Annotated in this window: 24 protein-coding genes and 1 pseudogene; 10 read left to right on the top strand and 15 right to left on the bottom strand. The window is 73.7% G+C overall.

What is annotated here, in order from left to right:
- Positions 1 to 331 precede the first annotated feature (331 nt).
- The 3 genes from CRP39_RS02440 to CRP39_RS02430 are packed head-to-tail and all read left to right on the top strand — an operon-like array spanning position 332 to position 3322.
- A complete protein-coding gene (locus tag CRP39_RS02440; RefSeq protein ID WP_097204033.1) occupies positions 332 to 1582 on the top strand; it encodes an LLM class flavin-dependent oxidoreductase in 1251 nt (416 codons plus the stop codon).
- A 1-nt stretch (position 1583) separates the two neighbouring features.
- Entirely contained in the window at positions 1584 to 2237 is a 654-nt protein-coding gene (locus CRP39_RS02435) for an NADPH-dependent FMN reductase (RefSeq protein ID WP_216359581.1), read from the top strand.
- Positions 2234 to 3322 (top strand): 3,4-dihydroxy-2-butanone-4-phosphate synthase, encoded by a 1089-nt coding sequence (locus CRP39_RS02430; protein WP_143426530.1) that lies wholly within the window; start codon positions 2234 to 2236, stop codon positions 3320 to 3322. The genes CRP39_RS02435 and CRP39_RS02430 overlap by 4 nt, the downstream gene beginning before the upstream one ends.
- On the opposite strand, the gene CRP39_RS02425 is transcribed toward CRP39_RS02430, so the two are convergent.
- A complete protein-coding gene (locus tag CRP39_RS02425) occupies positions 3309 to 4178 on the bottom strand; it encodes an ABC transporter substrate-binding protein (RefSeq protein WP_097204029.1) in 870 nt (289 codons plus the stop codon). The two genes, CRP39_RS02430 and CRP39_RS02425, sit on opposite strands and share 14 nt — an antisense overlap.
- A gap of 81 nt (positions 4179 to 4259) precedes the next feature.
- Here CRP39_RS02425 and CRP39_RS02420 point away from each other — a divergent pair, with 81 nt between their 5' ends.
- Positions 4260 to 5609 carry an amidase family protein gene (locus CRP39_RS02420; protein WP_097204028.1) on the top strand — a complete coding sequence of 450 codons (1350 nt, stop codon included), beginning with the start codon at positions 4260 to 4262 and terminating at the stop codon, positions 5607 to 5609.
- Here CRP39_RS02420 and CRP39_RS02415 read toward each other — a convergent pair.
- The 4 genes from CRP39_RS02415 to CRP39_RS02400 form a co-directional block, all read right to left on the bottom strand.
- Positions 5529 to 6752, bottom strand: coding sequence for an MFS transporter (locus CRP39_RS02415; RefSeq protein WP_097204020.1), 1224 nt, complete (start codon positions 6750 to 6752; stop codon positions 5529 to 5531). The two genes, CRP39_RS02420 and CRP39_RS02415, sit on opposite strands and share 81 nt — an antisense overlap.
- Positions 6749 to 7399 (bottom strand): GntR family transcriptional regulator, encoded by a 651-nt coding sequence (locus CRP39_RS02410; RefSeq protein WP_097204018.1) that lies wholly within the window; start codon positions 7397 to 7399, stop codon positions 6749 to 6751. The genes CRP39_RS02415 and CRP39_RS02410 overlap by 4 nt, the downstream gene beginning before the upstream one ends.
- 36 nt (positions 7400 to 7435) lie before the next feature.
- A complete protein-coding gene (locus CRP39_RS02405; RefSeq protein WP_097204016.1) occupies positions 7436 to 7621 on the bottom strand; it encodes an RGCVC family protein in 186 nt (61 codons plus the stop codon).
- Positions 7622 to 7699: 78 nt separating this feature from the next.
- Entirely contained in the window at positions 7700 to 7879 is a 180-nt protein-coding gene (locus CRP39_RS02400; RefSeq protein WP_097204015.1) for a hypothetical protein, read from the bottom strand.
- Between the two features lie 357 nt (positions 7880 to 8236).
- Here CRP39_RS02400 and CRP39_RS02395 point away from each other — a divergent pair, with 357 nt between their 5' ends.
- On the top strand, positions 8237 to 8734 hold the full coding sequence (locus CRP39_RS02395) for a MarR family winged helix-turn-helix transcriptional regulator (RefSeq protein ID WP_097204013.1): 498 nt from the start codon (positions 8237 to 8239) through the stop codon (positions 8732 to 8734).
- On the opposite strand, the gene CRP39_RS02390 is transcribed toward CRP39_RS02395, so the two are convergent.
- Complete coding sequence (locus CRP39_RS02390; protein WP_097204011.1) at positions 8691 to 9632, bottom strand: universal stress protein; 942 nt, start codon at positions 9630 to 9632, stop codon at positions 8691 to 8693. The genes CRP39_RS02395 and CRP39_RS02390 overlap by 44 nt on opposite strands.
- Positions 9629 to 10495, bottom strand: coding sequence for a slipin family protein (locus CRP39_RS02385; protein ID WP_097204010.1), 867 nt, complete (start codon positions 10493 to 10495; stop codon positions 9629 to 9631). Before CRP39_RS02385 ends, CRP39_RS02390 begins: the two co-directional genes overlap by 4 nt.
- 262 nt (positions 10496 to 10757) lie before the next feature.
- Between CRP39_RS02385 and CRP39_RS02380 the strand changes: the two genes are divergently transcribed.
- Positions 10758 to 11399: a trimeric intracellular cation channel family protein gene (locus CRP39_RS02380; RefSeq protein WP_097204008.1), complete on the top strand. Its 642-nt coding sequence runs from the start codon at positions 10758 to 10760 to the stop codon at positions 11397 to 11399.
- Positions 11400 to 11421: 22 nt separating this feature from the next.
- Here CRP39_RS02380 and CRP39_RS02375 read toward each other — a convergent pair whose 3' ends face one another.
- Genes CRP39_RS02375 through CRP39_RS02365 form a run of 3 tightly spaced genes read right to left on the bottom strand, consistent with a single transcriptional unit; the run spans position 11422 to position 13333 of the window.
- Positions 11422 to 11724: a zinc-binding metallopeptidase family protein gene (locus CRP39_RS02375; RefSeq protein ID WP_216359580.1), complete on the bottom strand. Its 303-nt coding sequence runs from the start codon at positions 11722 to 11724 to the stop codon at positions 11422 to 11424.
- A 37-nt stretch (positions 11725 to 11761) separates the two neighbouring features.
- The gene (locus CRP39_RS02370; protein ID WP_245853510.1) at positions 11762 to 12919 is read right to left on the bottom strand and encodes an RNA polymerase sigma factor; all 1158 of its coding nucleotides are present in this window, start codon (positions 12917 to 12919) and stop codon (positions 11762 to 11764) included.
- A 6-nt stretch (positions 12920 to 12925) separates the two neighbouring features.
- Positions 12926 to 13333 (bottom strand): YciI family protein, encoded by a 408-nt coding sequence (locus CRP39_RS02365; protein ID WP_097204006.1) that lies wholly within the window; start codon positions 13331 to 13333, stop codon positions 12926 to 12928.
- Positions 13334 to 13564: 231 nt separating this feature from the next.
- Between CRP39_RS02365 and CRP39_RS02360 the strand changes: the two genes are divergently transcribed.
- Together CRP39_RS02360 and CRP39_RS26610 are read left to right on the top strand one after the other, a co-directional pair.
- A complete protein-coding gene (locus CRP39_RS02360) occupies positions 13565 to 15322 on the top strand; it encodes a DEAD/DEAH box helicase (protein WP_097204004.1) in 1758 nt (585 codons plus the stop codon).
- A 296-nt stretch (positions 15323 to 15618) separates the two neighbouring features.
- Complete coding sequence (locus CRP39_RS26610) at positions 15619 to 15804, top strand: hypothetical protein (RefSeq protein WP_097204002.1); 186 nt, start codon at positions 15619 to 15621, stop codon at positions 15802 to 15804.
- Positions 15805 to 15868: 64 nt separating this feature from the next.
- Here CRP39_RS26610 and CRP39_RS02350 read toward each other — a convergent pair whose 3' ends face one another.
- From CRP39_RS02350 to CRP39_RS02340, 3 genes are all read right to left on the bottom strand, one after another.
- Positions 15869 to 16789 carry a class I SAM-dependent methyltransferase gene (locus tag CRP39_RS02350; RefSeq protein WP_097204000.1) on the bottom strand — a complete coding sequence of 307 codons (921 nt, stop codon included), beginning with the start codon at positions 16787 to 16789 and terminating at the stop codon, positions 15869 to 15871.
- A gap of 198 nt (positions 16790 to 16987) precedes the next feature.
- Positions 16988 to 17221, bottom strand: coding sequence for a ketohydroxyglutarate aldolase (locus tag CRP39_RS02345; RefSeq protein ID WP_097203998.1), 234 nt, complete (start codon positions 17219 to 17221; stop codon positions 16988 to 16990).
- Between the two features lie 22 nt (positions 17222 to 17243).
- The gene (locus tag CRP39_RS02340) at positions 17244 to 18557 is read right to left on the bottom strand and encodes a S8 family serine peptidase (RefSeq protein WP_245853508.1); all 1314 of its coding nucleotides are present in this window, start codon (positions 18555 to 18557) and stop codon (positions 17244 to 17246) included.
- 322 nt (positions 18558 to 18879) lie between these two features.
- Here CRP39_RS02340 and CRP39_RS02335 point away from each other — a divergent pair.
- Positions 18880 to 19577: pseudogene (locus tag CRP39_RS02335) on the top strand (IS5 family transposase); the annotation flags it as partial.
- Positions 19578 to 19824: 247 nt separating this feature from the next.
- Here the strand turns inward: CRP39_RS02335 and CRP39_RS02330 are convergent.
- Positions 19825 to 20772: a hypothetical protein gene (locus CRP39_RS02330; protein WP_097203997.1), complete on the bottom strand. Its 948-nt coding sequence runs from the start codon at positions 20770 to 20772 to the stop codon at positions 19825 to 19827.
- A 309-nt stretch (positions 20773 to 21081) separates the two neighbouring features.
- Here CRP39_RS02330 and CRP39_RS26605 point away from each other — a divergent pair, with 309 nt between their 5' ends.
- Positions 21082 to 21357 carry a hypothetical protein gene (locus CRP39_RS26605; RefSeq protein WP_172442260.1) on the top strand — a complete coding sequence of 92 codons (276 nt, stop codon included), beginning with the start codon at positions 21082 to 21084 and terminating at the stop codon, positions 21355 to 21357.
- Positions 21358 to 21633: 276 nt separating this feature from the next.
- Here the strand turns inward: CRP39_RS26605 and CRP39_RS02320 are convergent, their stop codons facing one another.
- Positions 21634 to 21879, bottom strand: a complete 246-nt coding sequence (locus CRP39_RS02320; protein ID WP_097203994.1) for a hypothetical protein — start codon at positions 21877 to 21879, stop codon at positions 21634 to 21636.
- Positions 21880 to 21884 lie beyond the last annotated feature (5 nt).

The raw sequence follows: 21884 nt of genomic DNA, 5'->3' as shown, positions 1-21884 counted from the left end.
GGCCACCGTACGGCAGCTCGCCGAGGGCCCGGGGGCCTCCACCTGGACGGATGCCCCCTGTGACCGATCTCACTGGACCCGAGTGTGCGAGGGGTACGCCGCTTTCCGACAGGGGTGCCGGCACACACCGGACCCCTCCGGGGTGGACATCCCTCCACACCGGACGCCGTCACCACAGGTGGCGCCGGGACCACCCGCCCGGTGTGAGGCTGCCCACCGGTCCCCTGGCACGAGTGGGCGGACGTCTGTTGTCCGCGTCACCGACGGCGGCCGAGAGTGGCGGTGTCCGAGGCGGGCGGCGAGAACGCCGGGAATCCGAGATGAGGCTGCGATGAAGTTCCACTGGTTCGCGGAAGTGACCTACGACGACCTCCCCGACCGGTTCCCGGCGCCCGGCCAGGGCGGGTGGGTGGACAGCCCCATCGACATGGCCGACTCCGGCCGGGTGGGCGAGAACTACCGGATGTTCATCCGCCTCATGCAGCAGGCGGACCGGGACGGCTTCGACGGCCTCGCGGTCAACGAGCACCACCAGACGCCGTTCGCGATGACGCCGTCGCCCAACCTGCTGGCCGCGAGCCTCGCGAGCAGCACGCAGAACGCGGCGATCCTGGTGATCGGCGACTCGCTGGCGCTGTACAACCCGCCGACCCGCGTCGCGGAGGAGATGGCCTACCTCGACTGCCTGTCCGAGGGCCGCCTCATCGCCGGCTTCGTCTTCGGGACGCCGATGGACTCGGCCTTCGCCTACGCCCGGACGCCGGTGGAGCTGCGCGACCGCTTCCACGAGGCGCGCCGGCTGGTCCTGCGGGCCTGGGAGGAGCGGGAGCCGTTCGCGTTCAACGGCAAGTACACCCAGCTGCGCTACGTCAACCTGTGGCCGCGACCGATCCAGCAGCGGCCCCCCATCTGGATCCCGGGCTCCAGCAGCGTCGAGACCTGGGAGCTGGTGACGCGGGAGAACTACTGCTACGGCCACCTGTCCTTCTCCGGGCTGCAGGCCGCCAAGCCCCTGGTGGACGGCTACTGGGACTACGTCGCCGCCCACGACGGGGACATGAACCCGCACCGGATGGCGTTCACCCAGCTGGTCTGCGTGGCCGACACCGACGCCGAGGCCGAGGCGAAGTACTACGAGGCGGTCAAGTACTTCCAGCGGGTCCGCAACCCCTCCATGCGATTCGCCACCCCGCCCGGCTACAACTCGACGCGCTCCCTCGCCGAGACGCTCAAGAACACCAGCGACCCGGCGGCGGCCGCGGACCGCGAGCGCGCGGTCAAGGGCGAGATGAGCTTCTGGGAGTACGACGAGAAGGGCTACATCGTCGCCGGCACCCCTGACCGGGTGGCCCAGCGGCTGCGCGAGCTGGCGACCGAGCTGCGCGTCGGCCAGCTCATCGCGTCGCTGCACATGGGCAACCTCCCCGAGGAGACCGCGGCGGAGAACACCCACCTGTTCGGCACCCAGGTCATCCCGCAGCTGCGCGACCTGTGGGCCGACCAGCCCGACCACTGGACGCCGCAGGTCAGCCAGCAGCGGGTGGCCGCGGCGAGCCGGCCGGCCGTGCCGGCGGGGGCCTGACGTGGACGCGGCGGCGACCGCCGCCCCACCGGACCGGGCAGAGGGCGTGGTACGGCCACTGCACGTCGTGGGCATCGGCGGGACCGTGCGGCCGGGCTCGTCCAGCGAGCAGGCGCTGCGCACCGCGATGCGTCGTGCCGAGGCGCTGGGCGCCACCACCCGCGTCTTCACCGGCGCGGAGCTGGCCCAGCTGCCGATGTACGCCCCGGAGTCCGGGAGCGGTGGCCCGGTGGCCGAGGAGCTCGTCGCCGAGCTGCGCCGGGCCGACGGGGTGATCGTCGCCTCGCCGGGCTACCACGGCTCGCTCTCGGGCCTGGTGAAGAACGCCCTCGACTACACCGAGGACATGCGCGCGGACCGGCTGCCCTACCTCGCCGACCGGTCCGTCGGGCTGATCGTCACGGCCTACGGCTGGCAGGCCTCGGTGACGACGCTGACCGCGCTGCGGGCGATCGTCCACGCACTGCGCGGGTGGGTCACGCCCTACGGAGCCGCCATCAACTCGGCGCAGTGCAGCTTCGCGGATGGGGCGTGCAGCGACCAGCGGGTCCTGGAACAGCTGCACACGGTCGCCGACGAGGTCGTCCGGTTCGCCGAACTGGTGTCGGCACGGCGAGCGCCCGCGCTCCTCGGTCCGCAGGGCGGCCCGAGGTGACCGCGGTGCTGGCCGAGCGGCCGGAGCGGGTCGACGACGTGCCCGGCGCCCTGGCTGCGCTGCGCCGCGGCGAGCCGGTGGTCCTGACCTCCGCCGGCGAGCGGCACCTGGTGATCGCCGCCGAGCGGGTGACCGGCCGGACCATGGCGCTCCTGGTGCGCTACAGCAGTGGCTTCGCCTGCGTCGCCCTCGAGGGGGAACGGCTCGCCGCGCTCGACATCCCCCTGATGGAGGCCGACGACGCCGGCCGCGAGGCCTTCGCCGTGTCGGTCGACGCCTGCGCCGGGCTGACGACGGGGATCTCCGCCCTCGAGCGAGCCCGCACCGCCCGTGCGCTGGCGCACCCGTCGACGACGCCGGGGGACCTCGTCCGCCCGGGCCACGTCGTGCCGGTGCGGGTGCGTCCGGGTGGCGTGCTGGAGCGCCCCGCGCCGCCCGAGGCCGCGGCCGACCTGTGCCGGCTGGCGGGACTGGTCCCCGCGGCGGTGTTCGCGGCCGTCCCGGAGCCGGCGTCGGAGCCGCTGCCCCCCGCGCTGGACGTCCTGGCTGCGTTGAGCGTGGCGGACGTCGTCCGGCACCGGGAGCGGGTCGAGTCACCGGTGCGCCCGGTCGGGACCGCCTCCGTGACCAACCGGCACGGGCGGTTCCGGAGCCACGCCTACGTCGACGACGTCGACGGCACGGAACACCTCGCGGTGGTCGCCGGGGACGTCGCCGGCGGGGAGGCGGTGCCCGTCCGCGTCCACGTCGAGTGCCTCGCCGGCGACCTGCTGGGCTCCGTGCAGTGCCGCTGCGCCGGCGACCTGGACGCCGCGCTCGCCGCCGTGCGGGCGTCCGGGCAGGGCGTCGTCGTCTACCTGCGCGGGAGACGGTCGCCGTGCGAGCGCCACGCGGGTGCGCCGTCCGGCGGTCGCGGGTCGCGGTCCACCCACCGGGTGGCCGCGCACGTCCTGCTGGACCTGGGCGTCCGCTCGGCGGTCGTGCTCGCCGACGACCCCGGGGACGCCATCGGCCTCGGACGGTTCGGGGTCCCGGTGGTCGGCTGCGCGTCACCGGCCGCCGACGGAGGGCTCAGCGCCGTCTGACGCGACCGGGCGGTGGCTCGGGGACGGCATCGGGGTGCAGGGCCCAGGCCAGGGCCTCGACGCCGTCGACGAGCGCGGGCCCGGCCTGCACCACGTAGCGGGCCGAGTCGATCGCCAGCAGCGGGACGCCGGGCAGGCGCTCGGCGACGACCGCGCACTGCCCGACCGCTGCCGCCAGGTCCAGACCGCACGGCGCGACGACGACGAGGTCCGCGGCCGGCAGCTCCGCCCAGTCCACGGCCACGCTCCGGCTCCCCTCGGCCGCGCCGACGGGCTCGCCGCCCGCGCGGCGCACGAGCTCGGGCACCCAGTGGCCGGGAAGGAACGGCGGGTCGGTCCACTCCAGGAGGAGCACCCGGGGGCGCGGCCGGCCGGCGACCGCGCGCTCGACGGCGGCCAGTCGCGCCCGGAGCCCCGCGACGAGCGCCGCGGCGGCGTCCGGGACACCGGCCGCGCGCCCCACCGTCGCGAGGGCGTCGAGCACCTCGTCCAGGGTGTGCGGGTCGATCGACACCACCTGCGCGTCGGTGCCGATGGCGTGGCGGGCCTCCTCCACCGTGCCCGCCGGCAGCGCGCACACCCGGCAGAGGTCCTGGGTGAGGATGAGTTCGGGGCCGGCCGCGGCCAGTGCCCCGCGGTCGAGCTCGTACAGGGGCAGCCCCGCGCCCACCCGGTCCCGCACCCAGGCGTCGATCTGCCCCGGCGAGAGATCCGGCGGGATGGCGGTGTCCACCACGACCGGGCAGCGCTCCCGCGCCTCGGCGGCGCACTCGAAGGTGACCGCGACCAGCCGGTCGGCCAGCCCCAGCGCCGTCACCATCTCCGTCGCGGCCGGCAGCAGGGAGGCGATCCGCACGGCGCCACGGTAGTTCCGTCACCGGCAGGATGACGCCGCACCCCGGGGCGCTCCGGCCCGGGTCCGGCGGGAGGCGGCGACATGCACACGCTCGAGCAGGTCCGGCAGCGCATCGCGGCGTCGTCCGCGGCGGAGGTGGTGGCCGGGAGCCTCGCCCGGGCGCACGAGATCGCGGCCCTGGGCGCGTTCGTCACGGTGGCCGAGGCCCCGGTGGGCGGGTCGGGGTCGTTGGCCGGCGTCCCCGTCGCGGTGAAGGACAACCTGGACACGCGCGACCTGCCGACCACCGGCGGCACCCCCGCGCTGCGGGACTCCCGGCCCGGCCGCGACCAGCACGCGGTCGAGCGGCTGCGCGCCGCCGGGGCCGCGGTGGTCGGCAAGACCAACCTGCACGAGCTGGCGCTCGGCGTCACGAGCAACAACGCGGCGTTCGGGCCGGTCCGCAACCCGCACGACCCCAGCCGCTCGGCCGGCGGCTCGTCCGGCGGGTCCGCGGTCGCCGTCGCCACCGGCGTGGTGCCGGTCGCCCTGGGCACCGACACCGGCGGGTCGGTGCGGGTGCCGGCCGCGCACTGCGGTCTGGTCGGCTGGCGTCCCACGGTCGGCCGCTGGGGCACCGGCCGCACCGTGCCGATCTCCCGCACCCGGGACACCGCCGGCGTCCTGGCCACCACCGTCGCCGACGCCGCCACCGTCGACGAGCTGGTCACCGGGCAGCCCGCCCCCACCGCTGGGGAGGGCCCGCTGCGGCTCGGCGTCCCCCGGACCGGCTTCTACGACGACCTGCATCCCGACGTCGCGGCCACCGCGCGGCACGCGCTGGACCTGCTGGCCGACGCCGGCGTCGAGCTGGTCGAGGTGGACGTCGCCGACGCGCACGAGCTCGATGCCGAGTGCGGCTTCCCGATCGTCTTCTTCGAGGTCGCCCTGGAGCTGCCGGCCTACCTCGCCGGCCTCCCGGGGCCCGAGGGCCGGCTGACGTTCGCCGACGTCCTGGAGCAGGTCGCCTCCCCCGACGTCCGCGGCGCGCTGGAGTTCGCCGCGAGCGGCTCGGTCACCGAGGCGGTCTACCGGGCAAACCTCGTCGTCCGGGAGCGGCTGCGCGCCGCCTACACCGCCGCGCTGCGCCCTGCGGACGGCGGGCGGCTCGACGCGCTCGTCTACCCGACGGTGCCGCTGCCGGCGCCCCCGGTCGGGGACGACGACACGACCGAGCTCAACGGGCGGCAGGTCCCCGTCTTCCTGACCACGATCCGCAACACCGGCCCGGGCTCCACCGCCGGCATGCCGGCGATCTCGCTGCCGGCCGGCGCGACCGCGGCCGGGCTGCCGATCGGCGTCTCGCTGGAGTCACTGCCCGGCGACGACGGCCGGCTGCTCGCGGCGGCGGCTCGCGTCGAGGCCGTGCTCGCCGGGGAGGTCCGAGCGTGAGTGGCGGAGGACGACGGCGGTCCCGGCGAGGGCCACCAGCGCGAGGCCGGCCAGCAGCACCGGGTAGGGGGCGGCCCGGCTGAGCAGCGCCAGCAGGGTGGGCAGCAGGAAGCCGATGTAGGCCAGGACGTAGTAGACGCCGGTGAGCGCCGCCAGCTCCTCCGGCCGCGCCAGCCGCTGCAGCTCCAGCAACCCGGACACCACGGCGATGCCGTACGCCGCCCCCAGCGCGACGGCGGCGACGAGGGCCACCACGGGCGAGCGGACGACGGCCGCGACCGTGCTGAGCGCCAGCCCGGCCGACATCACGACCATCGACACCGCCACCGCGCGGGCGCTGGTGGTCGAGTCCAGCCGCTTCGCCACCGGCTGGACGAGAGCACCCGCGCCGAGGGTGGCGACGGTGAGCAGGGTGGAGTAGGCCAGCCCCCAGGAGCCGAGCCGGTCGCCCACGAGCTGCGGCATGATCGCGTACGCGACGCCGGCCGACCCGAAGATCCACGGCGCCATCGGCACCACGACCCGCAGGAAGCGCGGGTGCCGGACTCCCGCGAACCGTGCCCCTCTCCCCCGCGTCCCGATGCGGCCGGTCTCGGGGACGCCCGGCAGGAACGGGAGGACGGCGAGCGCGAGCACCGCGTGCACGAGGTACGGCAGGACCATCGGCAGCGGTCCCCACTGCGCCAGCAGCCCGGCGACCCCGGGGCCGGCCGCGAAGCCCAGTGTCAGCCACATCGCCCCGCGGCGCGCCCCGGTGCCGGGATCGGTCCCCGCGGCCCGGGACAGCTCCAGCACCCACGTCGTCCCGACGGCCATCGCCACCGCCACGGCGGTGCCGGTGACGAACCGGCCGGCGGCGATCCACGCGACGCCCAGCGGGCCGGCCGCCAGCAGCAGGCTGGCTCCCAGCGACGCCAGCACCCCGGCGGTCACCACCCGCCGCCGTCCCCAGCGCTCGGCCAGAGTCGCGGCGACCAGCAGGCCCGGCACGAGGCCGACCACGTAGGCACCCAGCAGCGCGTTCACCGTCAGCGCCGACCAGCCGGCCTCGCGGTACATGACCAGCAGGGGCGTGAACTGGTTGCCGCCCCACCCGCAGGCGAAGACGGCCGCGGCCGCCGCCCGCCACGAACCCGCGCTCACCGCCGGTGGGTCCCGTCGAGGTGGGCCCGCAGCGCGGCGGCGAACCCCGCCTCGTCGCGGGCCTCGATGGTGGCGAGGAGCTCCTCGTGCTGTCCGAGGACGACCGGCAGCTGTTCCGGGACCGGGCCGAGCGCGTGCATGCTCATCCGCCGCTGGCGGTCGGCCAGCCCGGTGTAGAAGCGGGTCAGGAGCGCGTTGCCCGCGGCCGCCACGACCGCCCGGTGGAAGCCCTCGTCGGCCTGCGCGAAGGCGCCGAGGTCACCCCGGTCCGCAGCGCGCCGCTGCACCTCCAGGGCCGCGCGCAGGGATCCCAGCGCTGCCGGCAGCCGCGCGGGCTCGCGCAGCAGCCGCCGGACGGCCGCGCCCTCCACCGCCTCCCGGGCGTCGAGGACGTCCTCGGCCTCTCCGGGCGGCACCGGCACCACGATCGCCCCGCGCCTGGGGACGAGCGTCAGGAGCTGCTCGGCCTCCAGCCGGAGGAACGCCTCCCGCACCGGGGTGCGGCTCACGCCGAGGCGGGCCGCGATGTCGCCCTCGCTGAACAGGTGGCCCCCGGGCAGCTGCCCGGAGAGGACCAGCTCCTTGGTCAGCGCGTAGGCACGCTCGGCTGCGGGACGGTCCGGGGCTGCCGGTGAGGTGTCGGCCACCGGCGCACCCTAGCGACTGAGATGCAAGCTCGTGTCTCAGGTGTTCCGACAGACGCAACCGCGCTGGGCGGCGGTGTCCTGGGTGGCCCGGCAGTACCGCAGCGCGATGGGGTCGTGACCGGCGATCGGGTGCGGGCACACGGCACAGCCGGCGTCGGCTCCGGACTCCAGCGGATGCTCGTCCTGGTCGGGGCGGGCGACGGTCGTCGTCGGGGTGGGCACGGGAACTCCTTCGCGAGAGAGGAGGCGGCGGGTCCGGTCGCGCCGGTCAGCGCCGCCGGGACACGGTGGCGGGGGAGATCACCAGTTGGCCGGCGGGTCGCTGGCCGGGAACGAGGCCCTCCCCCACTCCTCGACGACGTCGAGGGGCAGGAACTCCCCGACGTCGGCGATCCGCCGGGGCGGCGCGACCGAGCCGACCGCCGGGGTCGCGTCGGTGGGGAGATCGAGGTCGATGTCGCGGATGAGGGTGAGGGTCACGTCGTTCCTCCGTACGTCTCGGGGTCATCCCGAGCATGCGGCCGGAGCGCCGTCCGGCCCAGGGTCGCGGCCGGTCAACTCGGCCGACCACCGGCTGCCGACGCCCGGCAAGCCCGGGGAGCGGGCCCGGGGACACCGCGGGCCCATGAGCAGCGGAGTGTCCCCTCTCGCCCCGCTGGTCCGATCGCGGTCGTCGCCGACCCCCGGCAGGCACGTGGTGCCGGCGACCGCAGAGCCGCTCCGGGGCCGCTCGTCGCGAGGGCCGGCGCGGAGCGACGTATCCTCCGGGCGCACGTCCGTTGGTCGAACGCGGGTCCCGGCCCACCGGGTCGTCGTCGGAGAGGGTGGCCGATCGGCATGGCCGAGGAGAGCACCGACCCCGGCGCGACGACACCGCCTCCCTCCTCCACCCGGCGCCGGGGGGACGACACCGCCACGGAGCCTCTGACCAAGGCGGACTTCGAGGCGCTGGCCCGGTTCCGCTTCGCCATCCGGCGGTACCTCCGGTTCAGCGAGGAGGTCGTCCGCGGTCACGACGTCACGCCCCAGCAGTACCAGCTGCTCCTGGCCCTCAAGGGGTTCCCCGGCCGCGAGTGGGCCACCATCCGTGAGCTGGCCGAGCGGTTGCAGTTGCGGCACCACAGCGTCGTGGAGCTGGTCTCCCGGGCACAGGGCCAGGACCTCGTCCGGCGCGCCGCCGACCCGGACGACGGGCGCGCCGTGCGGGTGACCCTCACCGACGAGGGCGACGAGCTCCTGGCCCGGCTGGCCGCACTGCACCGCGACGAGCTCCGCCGGATGGACTCCGCCTTCACCCTCCCGGCGTGGCACGACGCCCCGGGAGCCGCGCCGTAGAGCTCCCGGGCGGAACGGTGCAGTCCGCACCGACGACGGCCACCGGACAGGACGCGGACCGCGCGACCGCCCGGCTGACCGAGCCGGACAACCAGGTCCGCAGCGGGCCGTGCCCGCGGCACCCGACGACGACGAGCGCCGCGCCCCGGGAGGCCGCGAGCAGGGCAGCCGCCGGGGTGCCGTGGACCGTCCGGCGGTGGACGGGCACGGCCGGGGAGCGCGGACACCAGCGGTCGAGGACCGCGTCCAGGGTCTTCCGGGCCTCGGCCTCGACCACCGCGGGAGCGGCGCAGACGCCCTCGAGGTCGGCGGGCGCGTCCTCGGCCCAGGCGTGCACGACCACCAGCGGGACCCCCCGCTGCGCCGCCGCCCCGAGGGCGAAGCCGAGCGCCGCGACACAGGACCGGCCGGCGTCGACCCCGACCACGACGCGGGGCGCGGTGGGTGCCTCGGGCACTGGCGGGCGCGTCCGGACCACGACGACGGGACAGGCGGACCGGGTGGCCAGCCGGGCGCGCAGCACGCCGGCCGGCCACCCGCCTCCACTGCCGGCCTCCCGGCCGTCGCCGAGGACGAGGAGCGCGGCCGCGCGGCTCTGCTGCGCCAGGACCGCCGCCGGGCCACCCAGGAGCACGTGCCCGGACACCTCGACGTCCGGCGCGACGGTCCGAGCCCGCCGGAGCGCCGCCTCGACCAGCGGGCCGGCCGACCGGGGACCGTCGCCCGGGGGCGCCAGCCCCCACGGGTCGACGACGAGCCGGGTGGGGACCGCGTGCACCAGGCGCAGCGGCGAGCCCCGGGCGGCGGCCTCGGCCGCACCCCAGTCCAGGGCGTCGCCGCCCGGTCCGCCGGCCCCGATCCCGACCACGACCGGCGACCGGGCGGCGTCCACGGTCACGCCCCGACCGCGGCGGCCCGACCGTCCGGGGCGGGTGCCACCCCCGGGCCCGGCACTGCGGGCGGGGTCGTCGCCGCGTCGGCGCCGCCCGCGGTGGAGCCGGCCTGCTCGGACGGGGTGGCCCGTTCCAGGAAGCGGAGCAGTTCGACCGGGAAGGGCAGGACGAGCGTCGAGTTCTTCTCCGCCGCCACCTCGACGACCGTCTGCAGGAGCCGCAACTGCAGCGCGGCGGGGTGGGCGGCCATGACCTCGGCGGCCTGCGCGAGCTTCTCCGACGCCTGCAGCTCCCCCTCGGCCGTGATGACACGGGACCTGCGTTCGCGTTCGGCCTCGGCCTGGCGCGACATCGACCGCTTCATCGACTCCGGCAGCGCGACGTCCTTGATCTCGACGCGGTCGATGTGCACGCCCCAGTCGACGGCCGGGCTGTCGAGCATGAGCTCCAGGCCCTGGTTGAGCCGCTCCCGGTTGGACAGCAGGTCGTCGAGCTCGCTCTTGCCGATGATCGACCGGAGCGACGCCTGGGCGACCTGGCCGATCGCCGCCTCGTAGTTCTGCACGTCGACGGCCACCCGCATCGCGTCGAACACCCGGAAGTAGACGACGGCGTCCACGCGGACGGTCACGTTGTCCCGCGTGATGCCCTCCTGGGCGGGCACCGGCATGGTGATGATCTGCATGTTCACCGTGCGCAGCCGGTCCGCGACGGGCACCAGCAGGGTGAGACCGGGACCGCGCGGCTCGGGGAGCACCCGGCCGAACCGGAAGACGACGCCCCGCTCGAACTGCGTGACCACCCGGACGCTGGCGCAGGCCAGCACCACGGCCAGCACGGCGAGGGCCACGAGCACGTAGCCGGCCATCACGCACCGCCCGCGGCGGCCTCGGCCGCCGCCACCCGGGAGCACCCGGACTCCCGCCACACCTGGTCGCGATCCCTGAGCACGATCGACCTCCTCGCGGTGGCCTCGCCCCGGCGCCTGTGCGCAGCTGAGGTGGAACGTCAATGTCGTAACACGATACTCCCGGAGGGGCCGGCGTCACGACATCGTGCGCGGGCACGGCCGATCCGCTCCTGCGAAGGTGACGACGTCTCATCGCCCGCAGGAGGAGCGACCCACCCCCATGGCCACCACGGTGCTGTTGATCCTCGACCTCGCGGGCACCTTCGCCTTCGCCGTCAACGGGGCGCTCACCGCGGTGCGCGCCACGCGACTGGACATCGTCGGTGTCGTCACCCTCGGCATGATCACCGCGCTGGGAGGCGGGACGATCCGCGACCTCTTCCTGGACAGCCTGCCGCCGGCCACCTTCCTCGACTGGCGGTACCTGGCCGTGGCCGCCGTCGGTGGGCTGGTCGCCTTCTTCGGCGCTCGCCACCTGGAACGGATCAACGGGACGATCAACGTCCTGGACGCCGCTGGGCTGAGCCTCTTCGCCATCACCGGCGCCCTCAAGGCGGTCGCACTGGGCTTCGGCCCCGCGCAGGCGGTCATCGTCGGCACGATCACCGGGGTCGGGGGCGGCACGCTGCGCGACGTGCTGGTCCGCCAGGTGCCGTCGGTGCTCACCGGCGGGCTCTACGCCATCCCCGCGCTCATCGGCGCCACCGCGGTCGTCGTCGCCGGGCTGCTCGACGCCTCCGGGCCGGTCACCGCGGTCGGCGCCGCCGTCCTGTGCTTCGTCATCCGCATGCTCGGGGTCCACTTCGACGTGAACGCGCCCTTCCCACCGGGCAGCGCCGAGCCCCGGCCGCCGGACGACTGAGCGGCGCCGTCGGCCCCCGGGCTCACCCGGCCCGTTCGTCCGGAGCCAGCCACGCCAGGGCCGCGACCACGAGTGCCCGGGTGCCCGTGTCCAGCGTCGGCTGGAGGACCGGGGCGAAGGCGGCGGAGTGGTTGACCGGGACGTCCTGGTCGACCCGGCCGGCCTCGGCGGCGGTGCGGTAGGTGTCCGGGTCGACCCCTCCGATGCCCCAGTAGGTGTACGGGACGCCGAGGTGGGCGGGGACGTCGCTGAAGTCCTCGCTGGCCGACTGCCGCGGCAGCGGCCCGGCCCGGTCGCCGAAGTGCGCGACGAAGGCGTCGGCCACCCGGGCGGTGGCGGCGGCGTCGTTGTCGGTGAGCCGCTCAACCGCGCAGTCCCGCGTTGAGCCGCGCCGCCTGCCGCGTGAGGTGGTCGCGCTCGGGGAGGGTGGCCGCCGCTCGGGCGGCCTCGGCGTAGAGCCGGGCCGCGGTCGCCGGGTCCCCGTCCCGCTCGTGCAGGTACGCCGCGACGGCGGCGTACCGGGGCAGGGCGGGGTCGAGCCCCGCCAGGGCGGCCAGGCCGGCGCGCGGACCGTCGGCCTCGCCGACCGCGACGGCCCGGTTGAGGCGGACGACCGGGCTGTCGGTGAGCCGCACCAGCTCGTCGTACCACTCGACGATCTGCACCCAGTCGGTCTCCGCGGCCGTGCGGGCGTCGGCGTGCAGGGCGGCGATGGCGGCCTGGGCCTGGAACTCCCCCAGCCGGTCGCGGGCCAGGGCGGCCTGGAGCACGTCGACGCCCTCGGCGATCAGCCGGGTGTCCCACCGGCTGCGGTCCTGCTCGGCGAGGGGCACGAGGCTGCCGTCGGGGCGGGTCCGAGCGGGGCGCCGCGCGTGGTGGAGCAGCATGAGCGCGAGCAGGCCCGCGACCTCCTCGTGCTCGGTCCGGGCCGCCAGCTGGCGGGTGAGCCGGATCGCCTCGGCGGCGAGGTCGACGTCGCCGGAGTAGCCCTCGTTGAAGACCAGGTAGAGGACACGCAGCACCGTGCCGACGTCGCCGGGCTGGTTGAACCGGACGCCGGAGACGGTCCGCTTGGCCCGGCTGATCCGCTGGCCCATCGTCGCCTCGGGCACCAGGTATGCCTGCGCGATCTGGCGGGTGGTCAGGCCGCCGACCGCGCGGAGCGTGAGCGCGACCGCCGAGGCCGGGGTCAGGGACGGGTGCGCGCACAGGAAGTACAGCTGCAGCGTGTCGTCCACCTCGGTGCCCGGCCCGGGCGCCGGCTCGTCGTCGACGCGCACCTCGCGCCGCCGTCGGGAGGTGTCGGCGCGGACGGCGTCGAGGAACCTGCGCCACGCCACCGCCACCAGCCACCCCTTGGGGTCCCGCGGCGGCTCGTCCGGCCACACCCGCACGGCCTCGACCAGGGCTTCCTGGACGGCGTCCTCGGCCGCCGCGAAGTCGGCTCCGCGGCGGCCCAGGACCCCGATCACGGTGGGGATGAGCGCCCGCAACTGGGCCTCGTCCACCACGCGGTCCACCGTGCGTCACTCCGTGATGGTCGGCGGCGCGCCCAGGAACGGGCGCACCTCGAGCCACTCGTGGATCGGCTGCCCGCCGGCACCCGGAGCGGCGGACAGCTCGCCGGCCAGTTCCAGCGCCCGCTCGTAGGTCTCGACGTCGATCACCATCCAGCCGGCGATCAGGTCCTTCGTCTCCGCGAACGGGCCGTCGGTGACCGGCGGCCGACCCTCGCCGTCGTAGCGGACCCACGTGCCCTCCGGGGAGAGTCCCTGAGCGTCGACGAACTCGCCGGTGCCCTCGAGCCGAGCGGCGAAGTCGTGCATGTACTGCACGTGGTCGGAGACCTCCTCCGGCGTCCACTGGTCCATCGGCACGCAGTTGACCGCTGCGGGCGCGCCCCGGTAGTGCTTGAGCAGCAGGTACTTGGCCATCGTGTTCTCCTCGGTGCGGGACGGCCCATTGTGGCCGTGTGCACTGCGGGGACGGAGCCGCGCGCGAGTTCTCGACATCCCCCGGCGACCACGTCCAGGCCGATCCCGCGCTCCGCGACGACGAGACACCGGGGGGGCCCGGTTCCGGCCGAGATCCCGAGGGGTAGGGCTGGGTCCGGGAGCCACGCGCCGGCCGGTGGCGGGGACACGGAGGACGGAGGAGCGACGCGGGTGAGCAGCGAGGCAGGGCAGGGCGGCGCGGAGGCCCCCGGCTCCCCCACGACGGAGGCGGCGCCCGGCGCGGCCCAGGACGAGGGCGGGAACACCTTCGCCGACCTCCGGCTGCGGCCGGAGCTGCTGGCCGCGCTCACCGGCCTCGGCTACGAGGAACCCACCCCGATCCAGCGCGAGGCGATCCCGCCGCTCATCGAGGGCCGTGACCTGCAGGGGCAGGCGGCCACGGGCACCGGGAAGACCGCGGCCTACGCGCTGCCGCTGCTGGAGCGGCTGCCGGCGGACCGCAGGGGCACCGAGCCCCTCGCGCTGGTCCTCGTCCCGACCCGAGAGCTGGCCATCCAGGTCTCCGAGGCCCTGTACCGCTACGGCCGGGCACTCGGCGCCCGCGTCGTGCCGGTCTACGGCGGCCAGCCGATCGGCCGGCAGCTGCGCGCCCTCGACGACGGGGTCGACGTGGTCGTCGCCACGCCGGGTCGAGCGCTGGACCACGTCCAGCGCTCGACGCTGCGGCTGGGTGCGGTGGCCACCGTCGTCCTGGACGAGGCCGACGAGATGCTGGACATGGGATTCGCCGAGGACCTCGAGGCCATCCTGGACGAGACGCCGGAGAGCCGGCAGACCGTGTTGTTCTCCGCCACCATGCCGCGGCGCCTGGACGCCCTCGCCCGCCGGTACCTGCGAGACCCGATGCGCATCCAGGTCGCCCGGGAGCGGCCGGCCTCCGGACAGGCGCCCCGGGTGCGCCAGACCGCCTACGTCGTCCCCCGCGCAAGCAAGCCGGCCGCACTGGGGCGGGTCCTCGACGTGGAGGCACCGACCGCCGCGATCGTCTTCTGCCGGACCCGGGACGAGGTGGACCAGCTCACCGAGACCCTCAACGGCCGCGGCTACCGGGCCGAGCCGCTGCACGGCGGGATGAGCCAGGAGCAGCGCGACCGCGTGATGGGCCGGTTGCGCGCGGGGACCGCCGACCTCCTCGTGGCCACCGACGTCGCCGCCCGCGGGCTCGACATCGGCCAGCTCACGCACGTCGTGAACTACGACGTCCCCTCGGCACCGGAGACCTACGTCCACCGCATCGGGCGGGTGGGCCGGGCCGGCCGGGAGGGCGTGGCGATCACGCTCGTCGAGCCGCGCGGGCACCGGATGCTCAAGACCATCGAGCGGACGGCCGGCGCCCCGATCCGGGTGGAGAAGCTGCCCACCGTCGCAGACCTGCGCGCCCGGCGGCTGGAACTGACCCGCGCAGCACTGCGCGAGAGCCTCCTGGAGGACGACCTCGAGCACTTCCGGGTGGTCGTCGAGACGCTCACCGACGAGTTCGACGTCATGGAGGTCGCCCTCGCCGCGGTCAAGCTGGCCCACGAGGCCGGCGGCGGGACCGACGACGACGAGGACATCCCCGACGTCGCGCTGCGCCCGGACCCGCGCGATCCCGGGCGGCCCGGCGGCGGACGCGACGACCGGCGCGGACGCGGCGACGACCGGGGCCGCGGTGGCGCCGGCGGCCCGGTCACCCGGCTGTTCGTCGGGCTCGGACGCGAGGCGGGGATCCGGCCGGGCGACCTGGTGGGTGCCATCACCGGGGAGGCCGGGCTGCGCGGCCGGGAGATCGGGGCGATCGAGATCGCGCAGCGGTTCTCCGTGGTGGAGGTCCCCGCGCCCGCGGCCGACCAGGTGATCGCCGCCCTGCGTCAGGCCACGATCAAGGGGCGCAGGGCGGTCGTCCGGCGGGACCGCGCCGGCGGGTGAACCGTGGCCCGCCCGTCGCCGTACGGGCGGGCTGGTGATGACGGAGACGACGTCCCGCACCGACGACGAAGGCCCTCGACCTGCGCCTCCGGTGGTCAGGGACCTCGTGTGGCTCCTCCGACTGGACTCGCACCAGTGACCCTGCGGTTGGCCGGTCGCACTTGACTGGTGTCACCCGCTGCTGGCTGGAACTGGCCAGTGATCAGCTGTCTCACGGGCACGAAGGCACCGCCGTAGCTCCCTCCTCCCCTTCGTCCGCCCCTGGTTGATGAGCAGAGGTCGGGCAGAGGTGGGGCATGGGACGCCCGTCCAACACCCTCCGCAAGACCGTGGCGACGCTGATGGATGACGCGGACCTGTCCTCCCGCGCCGCCGCCGACCAACTCGGCCACGCCGACACCTCCATGACCCCCGACGTCCACTTCGGCCGCGAACTCGCCACCACCGGCGCTGCCACCGCGCTCGAAGCGCTGGACACCTGAGCGCCCACATGGGCAACGGCCCAGGTGAGCGTTCACTGGATCAGGCCCACTCGGGCCATTCCGATCACTGCGCTTGGAGCTGTACTGATCCGCTCGATGACGTATGGCCGATCGCCAGGAGGTGACTGCTGGCGCCCACGGTCATCGGGTCGGCGTCAGCAAGGTCGGCAAGGTCTGCGACGGTCGTGACGATCGGATCGCTCGAGCCGGCGTGGTCGGGCACGAGTGCCCACGCCGGTCCTTCCAGGCCATGCACCCGGACATCGAGCAGATCGGCGGCCAGTAGTTCCGCGCCGAGCTCGTCTGGCGTGTGGAAGTAGAAGGCGGGCGCCAGGCGGGTCCAGCCCGTGTTCAGGACGTCATGCACGGCGGACCGGACGGCCGGTTCGGCCAGCAGGTCTCGACGGACGGCGTCCACGGCACCGCCGCCGACGCGGCTGATCGCGGCAACAGCGACCAGACCTCCGGGGCGCGCGCTCCGAACGGCCTCGCGCAGCGCCGTGGCACGGTCGGCGGGATCGGGAAGGTGGTAGAGGGGACCGAGCAGCAGAACTGCGTCGACGGTGCCGGGTGCTCGGTCGAGGGACCGGGCGTCGCCGGTGCGGGCGGTGAATCGACCGGCGGCGAGCGCGGTCGCCCGCGCGACATGCTGCTCCACGGGATCGAGCAGGAGCACGTCGTATCCGTCGTCGGCCAGCCAGGTGGCGTGCACACCGGGTCCGCCGCCGACGTCGAGGACACGTGCCGGCGGAGGTGGCAGGTGGCGGCGCAGCAGCGCTTGCGTCCGCCGGAACTCGACGAGGCCGTGGCCGTGCGTGAGCCGGCCGCTCTCGTCGAAGTCACGATAGAAGGTGGTCAGCGACTCTGGTGCCCCAGGCACCTGGTCATGCTGCACCTTGACCGGGTGGTCGTCCACGAGCCGTTTCCCCTCGCTCTTTGCCGGTGGAATCCGGGCGCGGTTCTGGTTGGCCGCCTGAGAAGTCATCTCAGAACGACGGTCAGGTGCCGATGACGGATCAGGGCGCAGACGAGCCGGAGTAGGCCGAGGTGGATGTCGCCGCGGTGCTCGTAGCAGGTGCACAGCCGCGCGAGGATGTTGCGAACCGCGGAGAATGAGCCTCCGGTCGAACCTGGGTGCCGCTGCCCTCGGGATCGGATGATCGTGCCGGACCCGAGGACCAGGTCACTGGGTCGGTGAGTCAGGCGGCGGGAGTTGGAAGTTCAGGGAGCGGTCCACTGACTGCACGCCGTCGACCGCACGCACCGACTGTTCGGCGCCGTCATCGATGCTGCCGAGGACCATGCCGACGTCGCCGAGCACCTGTTCCACCTGCATCCCGGTGGCTCGGAGTGCTTCGGCGACGTCGGCGATGGCGGCCACGTGCTGGTCGTCGACGGTCACCGTGACCTTGACCATGCGCCGACTCTAACGCCGCCGCCTACTGGGGAGCGAGGACCAGACCACCACCGACGTCCACAGCGGGTTCGTAGAGGCGGTCGCTCTCCTGGGCCAACACCGACCAGAGGGCGGCACCGCGCAGGCCCGTCTTCTGTGCCCACAGGGCGGCGATCCCGGAAGCGTGCGGCGTCGCCATGCTGGTCCCGCTGATCGTGTGGTACTTCTGCGGCAGGATCCACGACGAGTACACCTGCCAACCAGGCCCGGCGTTGTCGACCTGTCCCCCGCGCTGTCCGCCCGTACCGCTGGTGCTGCTGCGGGCCGAGAAGTAGGCCACGGACAGGTCCTGTTCCAGCGCGGCGATGGCCATGATGTACGGGCTGTTGGCCGGTGCGCCCACGAAGCCCCAGCTCCGTTCGTGCCGCCGGGCGTTGTTGCCGGCTGCAGCGACAACGAGTGTCCCCTTGTCGAGGGCGCGCCTCCCGACCTCGGTGTAGGGCGGATGCGGTGGCTGGACGTTGGCGCCCAGGGACATCGAGACGACGTGACATCCCTGTGCGATGGCCCAGTTCATGCCACCGAGGACGCTCGTGTCGCTGCCGGACCCGGAGTTGCTCAACACCTTGCCGATGAAGATGTCGGACTCGTAGGCGATCCCGTACCGGCGAGAGCCCGACGGGTTCTTGGGTCCGCACGCGGTGCCCGTGCAGTGTGTTCCGTGGCCGTGGCCGTCCTTCGGGGTCTCACCGGGGATGAAGGACGCCAAGGTGATGTTGCGCCCGACGAAGTCCGGATGCGCGGTCTCGAAGCCCGTGTCCAGGATGGCGACCTTGATCCCCTTGCCCGACTGGGGGGACGAGAGGACCCGCGTGGCCTGCAGACCCCAGCTGGCGGTGGCGGTGTCCGGGAACTGGGCGACGCCCACCTGACCGCCGATCGTGGCGGCAGAGCTGCCGTTGGAGCCGGCACCGAGGCGACCGGCGAGGTCGGCGACGGCGTCCCGGTACCCCTCCAGATAGCCGGTGGACTGCAGAGGGTGGTAGATGCGCTCGGGCGCGATCGACAGGATTGCACCCTGGGCATCGGGGGAGGTCTGCAGGGCGGACAACTGGTCCGGGTCCGCCGCCACGACCGCGACGCCGAGCTCGGCGAAGACCGTGGCGGGCGCCTGGGTGGCGTCGGCCTCCTGGTCCGCGAAGTCCCGGGAGTTCGCGACGCTGGAAGCCCCCAGCACCGATTCCAGCATCCGAGCGGGATTGGCGTCGACGTCGGCGAACACGACGACGTACTTCCCTGTGGTCTCCGCCGTCTGGCCGGCCCCATCGGCTCCCATCGGCAGTGTCTGATCGATCACGGCTCCCCCTCGACATCGCTCGGCATGTACTCGTGCGGCCGGACTCGGCTCCTTGGCATGGATGTCCGCGGGATCCCCGTCAGAGCGCGGTCACCATCCAGGACGCGAGCCGCCGATCTCACTCGTGCACGGGTTGGCGGCCTCGTACATCCGACGGTCACGACTCCAGCGGAGCCCAGCCAGCGACTCCTCGAAGTCCGAGCAGTCACATCCCTCCGAGCCACGCGGAGAGACGCGAGGACCATGCCCGGACGACCGTCACGAGCTCGTCACCGACGCGTCATCGGCAGGCCGCGATCGGGCGGTCCGGCGCCGGGGACAGTTGCGGGGAGTCCTCGAGGGCATCGCCTTCGTGCCCTCCACCGGCATCGGCTGGACCCGTAGCCGATCGAGCTCGGGTACGGGTGGGGCTGGACCTGCTGGCGTCGGATGCACGAATGACAGCAGGTCGGGGGTCTTCGACCGGCTCCGCCAGGCCGTCGTCGACCGGCTGAGCGAACAGGGACAGCTCGACTGGTCCCGGGGCAGCCTCGACAGTGTCAGCGTCCGGGCGCGAAGGGGTGCACTGACCGGCCCGCACCCCACCGACCGGGGCAAGCGCGGCAGCCAGCACCACCTGCTCGTCGTCGCGCACGGACCACCGCTGATCGTGCTGGTCTCGGCCGCGAACCGGCACGACAGCCTGTTCGTCGAGCCGATCCTCGACACGATGCCGGCGATCAAGCGCGGCGGCCGTGGCCATCCCCGGCGCCGGCCGCTCGAGCCGCATACGGACACGGGCTATGACACCCCGGGGGTCCGCCGCTACCTGCGCCGCTGTGGGATCACCGCCGGATCGTCTGCATCGGCCGCAACTCCAGCGCCCACCTCGGCAGCACCGCTGGGTCGTCGAACGCGCTCTCAGCTGGCTGCTGTCCTGCAAATGCCTCGCCCTGCGCTACGCGCCGCACCGCCACGACCATCACCGCGCTGGTCCGACCAGCCGTCACCCTCATCTGCGCCCGACGGCTCACCGCGCACAAATGCAACGACTTCCCAGGTGACCCGCGACTTCGGAATCTCGGAGTCCTGTCTGCAGCGCCGATTGAAGATGCCGACTACGGGGACAGACCGATCCCGCCGGCCAGCGGTGATCGCGGCGGCGGAATGGCGGGCGAGTCGGCGGAGCGGCGGGAGCTGCGCCGGCGCAACGCGTCGCTGGAGCAGCGAGAACGCGATCCTGCGGCGTGCGACGCCTGCTCGACCGGCAACGTACCGAGAAATCACGTCACGGTGGTGGCAGGACCTTGGTGGTCCCGGACTCGATCTTGAAGTTCCTGGATTTCACGTTGGCGCCGACCAGGAGGCCACCGACAATAATGGTATTTGCGGCTCTCGCGGAGACCTGAATCGTCAGCGGATCGGTCTGCCCTGGCGCCGCGACCCCCTGATTGATGTCCCACACCTTGACCGAGTCGAATTCGTTCAACTCCCCTGTCACGTTGCGTATGCCCATCTGCGTGCGGGCATGCGACTGGCAGTTGAGTTGCAGATCGGCGAAACGATTAGCGAATATCGGATTGCCGGTCGTGTACGGAAGGTCCGCCATCTCGAAGCTGACGAACGTCGTACAGTTCAGCATGCGCAGGAACTCGAAGGTGTTGGAGTTGACGTAGCCCTTGAGCTGGTCCACAACAATCTCGAGGCCGATCTTCGCGAACTGCACCTCGGTGTTGGCGATCTTGTTGAACTGCATCCCCGCGGTGGAGGAAGGATCACCCAGGACGGCACCAGTCGAACTCCCCTTGAGGCGGAACGCTGTCCACTGTGGGTTTGCCGGCCTTCCCAGCTCCGTGATCCGCCCACCGTCGATCATCGAGTTGACGACGCCGAAGCGGAACTCATCGTCGTCACTCAAGAGGTTGAAGACTGCTGCGGCGTAGCCTTGACGGACGATGATTCTCGCCTTCGTGTTGAGCTTCAGTGTCGTATACGAGTGCAGATTGAAACCCGAGAACTGAGCGGCGGGGAGTGTCAGCTGGTAGTCACCTGCTGCGACGTATACGTCGCCGACGCCTCCCGAGGCCGGGTCCGCTGGGTCAACCAGGTCGAGCGCCTTCTGCAGCGCGGCCTCGGGCGTCGTACCGACTCCGGCGAGGTCGCTGTTCGTTGCCGTGTTCCATACACGGCATGCATTACCGACCTTGTAGACGATGTAGGTGGCTGTCCCCGGCATTGCACACCTCCTTTCGCACGAACGGTTCGAGTCCGGAGCACAGTTGAAGCGTCGATGGTGCGTCCTCACCTGCTGTTGTCCCTCGTCGCTGGCCCAGTCGTTGTGGGCGCCGGCTCGAGTCGGGCGTGGGGTTGAGCGCGATGGCCGCTTCATGGAGCTATGCGGCGCCGTCACGGCCCCGTTTCGCGACGTCACCGGCGGCGCGGTCCCAGACCTTGACGGCCAGGTCGGGCGTCCTTGTCCAGCAGCCGGAGCGCCTTGGCAATGTCCGACAGGTCGATCCAAGAGGTGAGGACGTTCTGCTCCCTGGTGGACTCGACGGTCCTGTTCGATGACGCCGTCACTCCTGCTGTGATGGGGTCGAACTCATCGAGGGCATGTGCACGCTGGGCCGCCCGCCATGACGCGCTCACCCAGAACCCGGTCCGCGCCCTCGGCGCCGTCAACGGCCGAGCCAAGACCGCGCCCCGCGCACTGACCGTGCTCCAGCTGCGCCAACTGCGCGCCACCCTGTCGGACCCGATCATGTCCATCTGGAAGACCGCCACGACCGGCGTGTTCAGGAACTCCTGGTCACGGGCGTAGGCACGGCTGCCCACCAGGCCGTGACGAACCCGCGCGCGGCGGAACGGGCCCAGGGCTGCGTCCGTCGCGCCCTCGACGGGGGGAGCCGACTGCGACGGCGGACTGGTGGGCGGGGCGCTCACCGCAGCCCCCCGACAGCCGGCTCCCGCGGCATCAACCGACGGGTTCCACATCATCCGGTGCGTCGCAGAGCACGGCTTCCCTCGCCGCGGGCGGGGTCGCGCCGGGGGGTCACACGACGGCAGGGACGCTCCTCCCGGCACGTCAACGGCAGCCTCACGACAGGATGTCGACGCGCGAGGCCACCATCGCGTGTGGCGCCGACAGGCGACCGACGACGCGTACGACCGCCCCGACCTCGAGGGCCCCGCTCCCCACCGGAGTGCCGGCGCGAGTCAGTGCCGTGTCCTCGGACAGCGCGACGTCATGGCGACCGCCCGGAGCCTCCACGACCAGTTGAAGCGGCCACGTCTCTCTGATCGCGATGATCGCACCGTCGATCTCCGACGTCCCACCGTCCACCGCAT

Origin of the sequence: Geodermatophilus sabuli (genome assembly GCF_900215145.1) — a bacterium.
In the GTDB taxonomy this organism is placed as follows: domain Bacteria; phylum Actinomycetota; class Actinomycetes; order Mycobacteriales; family Geodermatophilaceae; genus Geodermatophilus; species Geodermatophilus sabuli.
Note: the sequence above shows the minus strand (reverse complement) of the source record. Positions and strands in the feature narration are given on the sequence as shown.